The 7,792-nt window shown below is 70.8% G+C and carries 6 protein-coding genes; 3 read left to right on the top strand and 3 right to left on the bottom strand.

The genetic code is table 11. From position 1 onward, the window contains the following. Window positions 1-214 precede the first annotated feature (214 nt). Window positions 215-1,129 carry a DUF559 domain-containing protein gene (locus ACFV4N_RS36345; protein WP_499677203.1) on the top strand — a complete coding sequence of 305 codons (915 nt, stop codon included), beginning with the start codon at window positions 215-217 and terminating at the stop codon, window positions 1,127-1,129. A 77-nt stretch (window positions 1,130-1,206) separates the two neighbouring features. Here the strand turns inward: ACFV4N_RS36345 and ACFV4N_RS36340 are convergent, their stop codons facing one another. Beyond that, on the bottom strand, window positions 1,207-1,656 hold the full coding sequence (locus tag ACFV4N_RS36340; RefSeq protein ID WP_033429064.1) for a gamma-glutamylcyclotransferase family protein: 450 nt from the start codon (window positions 1,654-1,656) through the stop codon (window positions 1,207-1,209). Between the two features lie 126 nt (window positions 1,657-1,782). Here ACFV4N_RS36340 and ACFV4N_RS36335 point away from each other — a divergent pair, with 126 nt between their 5' ends. After that, entirely contained in the window at window positions 1,783-3,186 is a 1,404-nt protein-coding gene (locus ACFV4N_RS36335) for an NAD(P)H-quinone dehydrogenase (RefSeq protein ID WP_499677202.1), read from the top strand. 48 nt (window positions 3,187-3,234) lie between these two features. Here ACFV4N_RS36335 and glpK read toward each other — a convergent pair whose 3' ends face one another. Both glpK and ACFV4N_RS36325 read right to left on the bottom strand, forming a co-directional pair. Further along, the gene (glpK, locus tag ACFV4N_RS36330) at window positions 3,235-4,740 is read right to left on the bottom strand and encodes a glycerol kinase GlpK (protein ID WP_499677201.1); all 1,506 of its coding nucleotides are present in this window, start codon (window positions 4,738-4,740) and stop codon (window positions 3,235-3,237) included. Between the two features lie 14 nt (window positions 4,741-4,754). Beyond that, window positions 4,755-5,495, bottom strand: a complete 741-nt coding sequence (locus ACFV4N_RS36325; RefSeq protein ID WP_499677200.1) for an MIP/aquaporin family protein — start codon at window positions 5,493-5,495, stop codon at window positions 4,755-4,757. Window positions 5,496-5,699: 204 nt separating this feature from the next. Here ACFV4N_RS36325 and ACFV4N_RS36320 point away from each other — a divergent pair, with 204 nt between their 5' ends. Next, window positions 5,700-7,415, top strand: coding sequence for a glycerol-3-phosphate dehydrogenase/oxidase (locus ACFV4N_RS36320; RefSeq protein WP_499677199.1), 1,716 nt, complete (start codon window positions 5,700-5,702; stop codon window positions 7,413-7,415). The last annotated feature ends 377 nt before the right edge of the window (window positions 7,416-7,792 follow it).

The raw sequence follows: 7,792 nt of genomic DNA, 5'->3' as shown, positions 1-7,792 counted from the left end.
CTACCGAGCCCGCCTGACCGAACTGCCCACAATCATCCGCATCATCACCAACCTCGAGCACTACCGCCTGAGCCGATGACTTCTGAATAACGCTCCTCCACTCAGACATCGCGTGTCATCCAGTCGGACACCGCGAACTGACCACTGGGACACAGCCCAACTACACGTTCGGGTGGTTGAGGTACGGAATCGGCGGCTTCGCCCTCGGTTATGCATGATCACGATCCCCGAGGGCCTGCACGGCGCTCACCTCCGTACTCACCTCCACGACCACCTCGGCCGCGTCGAACTGCGCAACGCGATCTCCGACGGCCGCCTGGTCAGCTACTCCCGCACGGTGCTCGTCCAGCGCGAACGCATGAACCGGCTCCCGACCCGAGCCGCCGCCGCACTGCTGACCGCGGGCCCGAACACGCTGCTCACCAGCCACACCTCCGCCTGGCTGCACGGCTGCACGGCCGCCGAGACCAACCGCGTCCACCTGCTCATCGGCTACCACCAGCGACACCGCGCCCGACCAGGCGAAGCGGTGCACCAAGCCCACCACGACCCCGCCGAGGTGGCCGTGCTCGACGGCCTCCGTTGCCTGGCCCTGGAACCGACGCTCGCCGAACTGCTGTGCCGTGCCGACCGCCAGACCGCCCTGGCTTGCGCCGATCAGGCGCTGGCGGCCGTGCCGCCGGACCAACGAGCGGAGATCAAGACGGATCTCGCGGTGCGGATCGCACAGCGCCCCGACGTACGCGGCAGGCGGCGGGGCCTGTTCCTGGTCGACGTGGCGACCGGGCTGCCGGAGTCCCCGGCGGAGAGCGCGCTCCTGCTCATGGTCGTCGACGCGGGGTTCCCGCCGCCTGAACCCCAGCACCGCGTGACCGACCTCGACGGGCGCGAGGTGTGGCGGATCGACTTCGCCTGGCCGCAGTCCAGGGTGGCGCTCGAATACGACGGTTACGCCGCGCACGCCGCCAAGGCCGAAGCGGACGGGGCGCGTGAGGAGGACCTCCGGAGGCGTGGGTGGAAGGTGCTGCGGGCCGATGCCTCCGACCTGCGCAACCCCACTCGGCTGTTCCGGGACCTCAACGCGGCGCTCGCGGTGCCCAGGTGCAGGCCGCGAAGGTTCTGGATGTAGGACACGCGGTGTCTGACCGGACGACACGCGATGCCGCAGTGGAGGACACGCGGTGTCTGAGTGGAGGACACGCGGGGTTAGGGGCCTATGCCCTGGCAGGGGCGGGTGCGCAGGTCGGCTACGTAGTCGTCGGGGGCGCCGGCCGCCTCGGCGGCGTCCGCCACCACGCCTATGTAGCGCGCCGAGGGCAGGCCGCCCTCGTAGGCGTCCAGGACGTAGAGCCAGGCGGTGACCGAGCCCTCCAGGGTCTGGACGCGCAGGCGGATCTTCTTGTAGAGGCCCAGCGCACCCTCCCAGCGGTCCAGGCGGGACTCGTCACGCGGGCTCACGTCGTAGAGCACGCAGAACACCTGCGAGTCCGGGTCCTCGACGATCGTGGCGAGCGCGCCCTCCCAGCCCAGGTCCTCGCCACCGAACGTCAGACGCCAGCCGGCGAGCCACCCGGTCCCCGCCATGGGGGAGTACGGGGCTCGCTCCATCATCTGGTTCGGGTCCATGTTGGATCCGTACGCGGCATAGAGCGGCACGACCACAGCCTAGCGACCTATCGATCACCCCGAGGTACGAGAAGACCGGACGACACGCCCCGGCACCCGACCGCGTACCTTTGACGCGGCTGCGAACAGCGCAGAAACCCCGGAGGAGGACGTGGCGTGACCCGCATCGTCATCATGGGCGGTGGCCCGGCAGGTTACGAGGCGGCACTCGTGGCAGCCCAGCACGGCGCCGACGTGACCATCGTCGAACGCGAGGGAGTGGGCGGCGCGTGCGTCCTCTACGACTGCGTGCCGTCGAAGACGTTCATCGCCTCCGCCGGCGGCCGCAGCGCCTTCCGCAACGCCGGTGAGCTGGGCATCCGCACCAACAACGCCGCGGCCGAGGTCGAGGTGCCCGCCGTCCACGGCCGGGTGAAGGGCCTCGCGCTCGCCCAGTCCGCCGACGTCCGGGCGCGGCTCCAGCGGGAGGGCGTCCGCATCATCACCGGCACGGCGAAGTTCTGCGACGACAGCAAGGGCCTCGCCCAGCACGAGGTCGTCGCGCTCGCCGAGGACGGCTCCAAGGAGGTCCTGCCCGCCGACGTGGTGCTCATCGCCACGGGCGCGACCCCGCGCGTCCTGCCGGGCGCCGAGCCGGACGGCAAGCGGATCCTCACCTGGCGGCAGATCTACGACCTCCCCGAGCTGCCGGAACACCTGGCCGTCATCGGTTCGGGTGTCACCGGTGTGGAGTTCGCCTCGGCCTACACCGAACTGGGCGTCAAGGTGACGATGGTCTCGTCACGCGACCGGGTGCTCCCGCACGAGGACGCCGACGCGGCCGCCGTGCTGGAGGACGTGTTCGCCGAACGCGGCACCGCCGTGGTCAAGCACGCCCGCGCGGACCGGGTGGAGAACGTCGGCCACGGCGTCCTGATCCACCTCGAGGACGGCCGCACGATCGAGGCCAGCCACGCCCTGATGACGGTCGGCTCGGTCCCCAACACCAGCGACATCGGCCTGGAGAAGATCGGCATCGAGCTGGGCCGCGGCGGGTACATCCCGGTCGACCGGGTCTCGCGCACGAACATCTCCGGCGTCTACGCGGCGGGCGACTGCACCGGCGTGCTGCTGCTCGCGTCCGTGGCCGCCATGCAGGGCCGCATCGCCATGTGGCACGCGCTGGGCGAGGGCGTCAGCCCGATCAAGCTCAAGACGGTCGCCGCGAACGTGTTCACCAACCCCGAGATCGCCACCGTCGGCATCAGCCAGCAGGCGATCGACTCCGGCGAGGTGCCCGCGCGCACGATCATGCTGCCGCTGGCCACCAACCCGCGCGCCAAGATGGAGGGCCTGCGCCGCGGCTTCGTGAAGCTGTTCTGCCGCCCGGCGACCGGCGTGGTCATCGGCGGCGTGGTGGTCGCGCCGAACGCCAGCGAGCTGATCCTGCCGATCGCGCTGGCCGTGCAGAACCAGCTGACCGTGGAGGACCTGGCGACGACGTTCTCGGTCTACCCGTCGCTGACCGGGTCGATCACCGAGGCCGGCCGCCAGCTCATGCGCCACGACGACCTCGACTGACGACCGCGCGGGAGGGGCGGCACCACGTGCGCCGCCCCTCCGCGAAGATCACTCGACCCAGTCGAAAGTCCTGGTCACGGCCTTCTTCCACAGGTGGTACTGCCGTTCCCGGGTCTCGTCGTCCATGGCCGGGTCCCACTGCTTGTCCTGCGCCCAGTTCTGCCGGATGTCGTCCTCGGACGCCCAGAACCCGACGGCCAGCCCGGCCGCGTAGGCGGCGCCCAGCGCCGTGGTCTCGTTCACCACGGGCCGGATCACCGGGACGCCCAGGATGTCCGCCTGGAACTGCATCAGCAGCTCGTTGACGACCATGCCGCCGTCGACCTTCAGCGAGGTCAGCGCCACGCCCGAGTCGGCGTTCATGGCGTCGATCACCTCGCGGGTCTGGAACGCCGTGGCCTCCAGCACCGCGCGCGCCAGGTGGCCCTTGTTCACGAAGCGGGTCAGCCCGACGATCGCGCCGCGCGCGTCCGACCGCCAGTAGGGCGCGAACAGGCCGGAGAACGCGGGCACGAAGTACGCGCCGCCGTTGTCCTCGACCGTGCGCGCGTGCTGCTCGATCTCCGCCGCGCTGGTGATCATGCCGAGGTTGTCGCGCAGCCACTGCACCAGCGACCCGGTCACCGCGATCGAGCCCTCCAGCGCGTAGACCGGCTCCCGGTCGCCGATCTTGTAGCACACGGTGGTGAGCAGGCCGTTCTCGCTCATCACCTTCTCCGTGCCGGTGTTGAGCAGCACGAAGTTGCCGGTGCCGTAGGTGTTCTTGGCCTCGCCCGGCGACAGGCACGCCTGGCCGAACGTGGCCGCCTGCTGGTCGCCCAGGATGCCCGCGATCGGCACGCCGGCCAGCGCGCCGCGCTCCCGGACCCGGCCGTACTCCTCGGACGACGAGCGGATCTCCGGCAGCATCGACACCGGGATGCCCATGTCCGCGGCAATGCCCTCGTCCCAGCTCAGCGTGTCCAGGTCCATCAGCAGGGTGCGGGAGGCGTTGGTGGGGTCGGTGACGTGCACGCCCCCGTTCACCCCTCCGGTCATGTTCCACAGCACCCAGGTGTCCATGTTGCCGAACAGCAGGTCGCCCGCCTCGGCCTTCTCCCGCGCGCCCTCGACGTTGTCCAGGATCCAGCGGACCTTGGGCCCGGAGAAGTAGGTGGCCAGCGGCAGGCCGGTCCTGTCCCGGTAGCGCTCCTGCCCGCCGCCGAGGTCGCCCAGCTCCTGGCAGATCCGGTCGGTGCGGGTGTCCTGCCACACGATCGCGTTGTAGACCGGGCGGCCGGTGGTGCGGTCCCACACCAGGGCGGTCTCGCGCTGGTTGGTGATGCCGACGGCGACGACGTCCTGGGCGGACAGGTCGGCCTTGGCCAGCGCGCCCGCCGCGACCTGGCGGGTGTTGGCCCAGATCTCTTCCGCGTCGTGCTCGACCCACCCCGCCCTGGGGAAGATCTGCTGGTGCTCCTTCTGGTCGACCGACACCACCCGGCCCGAGTGGTCGAAGATCATGCACCGGGTGGAGGTGGTGCCCTGGTCGATCGCGGCTACGTACTGCGTCATACCGACGTGTCCTTTCAGACCGGGAGGGCCAGGAACAGCAGGGCGGCGAGCGCGCCGCCGACCAGCGGCCCGACCACCGGGACCCAGGCGTACCCCCACTCGGCGCCGCCCTTGTCGCGGATGGGCAGGATCGCGTAGGCGATGCGGGGGCCGAGGTCGCGCGCGGGGTTGATGGCGTACCCGGTGGGGCCGCCGAGCGAGTTGCCGATGCCGATGACGATGAACGCCACGCCCGCGTAGCCGAGGGCCGCGTTGCCGAGCTGCGGCACGCCGTCCGCGGCCTCCTTGGCGGCCGGGCTCAGCAGCACCCAGGCGACCAGCACGAACGTGCCGATGACCTCGGTGACGACGTTCCAGCCCGCCCTGGGCACGGTCGGTCCGGTGCAGAAGATGCCGCGCGTGCCGGCGGGGTCGTCGTGGGTGTCGAACTGGGCTTTGTAGGCCAGCCAGGCGAGCACGGCGCCGAGGAAGGCGCCGAGCAGCTGGGCCGCGAAGTAGACGGGGACCTGGTGCCACGGGGTCTTGTCCGCGATCGCCAGGCCGAGGGTCACCGCGGGGTTGAGGTGCGCGCCGCTGGGCGCGGCGATGCTGGCGCCCGCGAACACCGCGAAACCCCAGCCGAAGTTGATCAGGAGCCATCCGCCCCCGGTGCCGAGCGTGTCCTTGAGCACGACGTTGGCGACCACACCGGCGCCCATCAGGATCAGGATCGCGGTGCCGAGGGTCTCCCACACGAAGATCGATCCACTGCTCACCAGCCGACCTCCTCGCCTTGGCAGGAGGCAGCACTGTCCGGGTCCGGCGGCGCTGCCCACCCCACAACGTCCGGTTGACGCTAGTTCCGAGTCGATCAGTTGTCCACGGGTGGCGTACCAGCGGGTAACGTGGTCGAGTCGGTCCTGGTGGTACCGGGTACCCCCGGTCGGACCTGGTGTGCCGTCGACATCTGGGAGGCGATCGTGACCTCGCCCGCTACGGGTCGGCTGGGCCCCGCCGAGCGCTCCGAGGCATGGGAGCGGCTGGGCGCGGAGACGTTCGACCTGGTGATCATCGGCGGCGGCGTGGTGGGCGTCGGCGCGGCCCTGGACGCCGCCACGCGCGGCCTGCGGGTGGCCCTGGTGGAGGCGCGCGACCTGGCCTCCGGCACCTCGTCGCGGTCGTCGAAGCTCTTCCACGGCGGCCTGCGGTACCTGGAGCAGCTGGAGTTCGGGCTGGTCCGCGAGGCGCTGCGGGAACGCGAGCTGATGCTCACCCGGATCGCGCCGCACCTGGTCAAACCGGTGGCGTTCCTGTACCCGCTGGCGCACCGGCTGTGGGAGCGCCCGTACACGGCGGCCGGGCTGCTGATGTACGACACGATGGGCGGGGCGCGGTCCGTGCCGGGGCAGAAGCACCTGTCGCGGGCCGGCGCGCTGCGGATGGTGCCCGCGCTGAAGCCGGACGCGCTGGTCGGCGGCATCCGGTACTACGACGCGCAGGCCGACGACGCGCGGCACACCATGATGGTCGGCCGGACGGCGGCGCACTACGGGGCGGTCGTGCGGACGTCCACGCAGGTCGTCGGCTTCCTGCGGGAGGCGGACCGCGTGTCGGGCGTGCGGGTGCGCGACGTGGAGGACGGGCGCGAGGTCGACGTCAGGGCGCACGCGGTGATCAACGCGACCGGCGTGTGGACCGACGAGCTCCAGCGGCTGTCCGGGTCGCGCGGGCGGTTCCGGGTGCGGGCGTCCAAGGGCGTGCACATCGTGGTGCCGCGCGACCGGATCGTGTCGGAGGCCGGGCTGATCCTGCGCACGGAGAAGTCGGTGCTGTTCGTGATCCCGTGGCGCAACCACTGGATCGTGGGCACGACCGACACGGACTGGAACCTGGACCTGGCCCACCCGGCGGCCACCCGGGCGGACATCGACTACGTGCTGGAGCACGTCAACTCGGTGCTGGCGACCCCGTTGACGCACGAGGACATCGAAGGCGTGTACGCGGGCCTGCGCCCCCTGCTGGCGGGCGAGAGCGAGTCGACGTCGAAGCTGTCGAGGGAACACGCGGTGGCCCGCGTGGCGCCGGGCCTGGTGGCCATCGCCGGCGGCAAGTACACGACGTACCGGGTCATGGGCGCGGACGCGGTGGACGCCGCGGGCGTGGACCTGCCGGGCCGCCTCCAACCGTCGATCACCGACAAGGTCCCCCTGGTAGGGGCAGACGGTTACCACGCGTTGGTGAACCAGGCCGACCAACTCGCCACCAGGTACGGCCTGCACCCCTACCGGGTGAGGCACCTGCTGGACCGCTACGGATCACTGGTGCACGAAGTCCTCAACACGGCAAACCCGGACCTGCTCAAACCCGTCCCGGCCGCACCCGACTACCTCCAGGTCGAGGTCGTCTACGCCGCCTCGCACGAGGGCGCGCTGCACCTGGAGGACGTGCTCACCCGCCGGACGCGCATCTCGATCGAATACCCGCACCGGGGCGTGGAGTGCGCGGAACCGGTCGCCCGCCTGATGGCAGGGGTGCTCGGCTGGGACGACGACCGGGTGTCCCACGAAGTCACCGTCTACACGGCCCGAGTCGAAGCCGAACGAGCCTCCCAGGCCGAACCGGACGACCAGGCAGCGGACGCGGTCAGGTCATCGGCCCCCGAGGCCCGACCGCAGCTCACCGAACCGGTGAGCTGACAACGCACGCCTGACCACAACCCCACCGTCCCGAGCGTTCAACACGACGGTCCTGAACGCATGACACGCGAGTCCTGAACGCATGACACGCGCGTCCTGAACGTACGACTCGCGCGTCCTGAACGTACGACTCGCGCGTCCTGAACGTACGACTCGCGCGTCCTGAACGTACGACTCGCGATGTCCGACCGGAGGACACGCGGTGTCTGAGTGGAGGACACGCCGACGAGACCGGACCACGACGGAAACACGGGCGGCTTTTTGTGAAGCTGGGGGCTCGTGGTCTCCCGCATGGCCTGGGCGCAGCCCTACCGCGCTTGTCAAGGGGTGTCGCACGCTCTTCGCGACACCCCTTGACAAGGGTGGTTGCCTCAGGC

Source organism: Actinosynnema sp. NPDC059797 (genome assembly GCF_042732085.1).
Classification (GTDB): domain Bacteria; phylum Actinomycetota; class Actinomycetes; order Mycobacteriales; family Pseudonocardiaceae; genus Actinosynnema.
The sequence above is the reverse complement of the archived record's forward strand: the minus strand, read 5'-3'. Positions and strand labels throughout refer to the sequence as shown.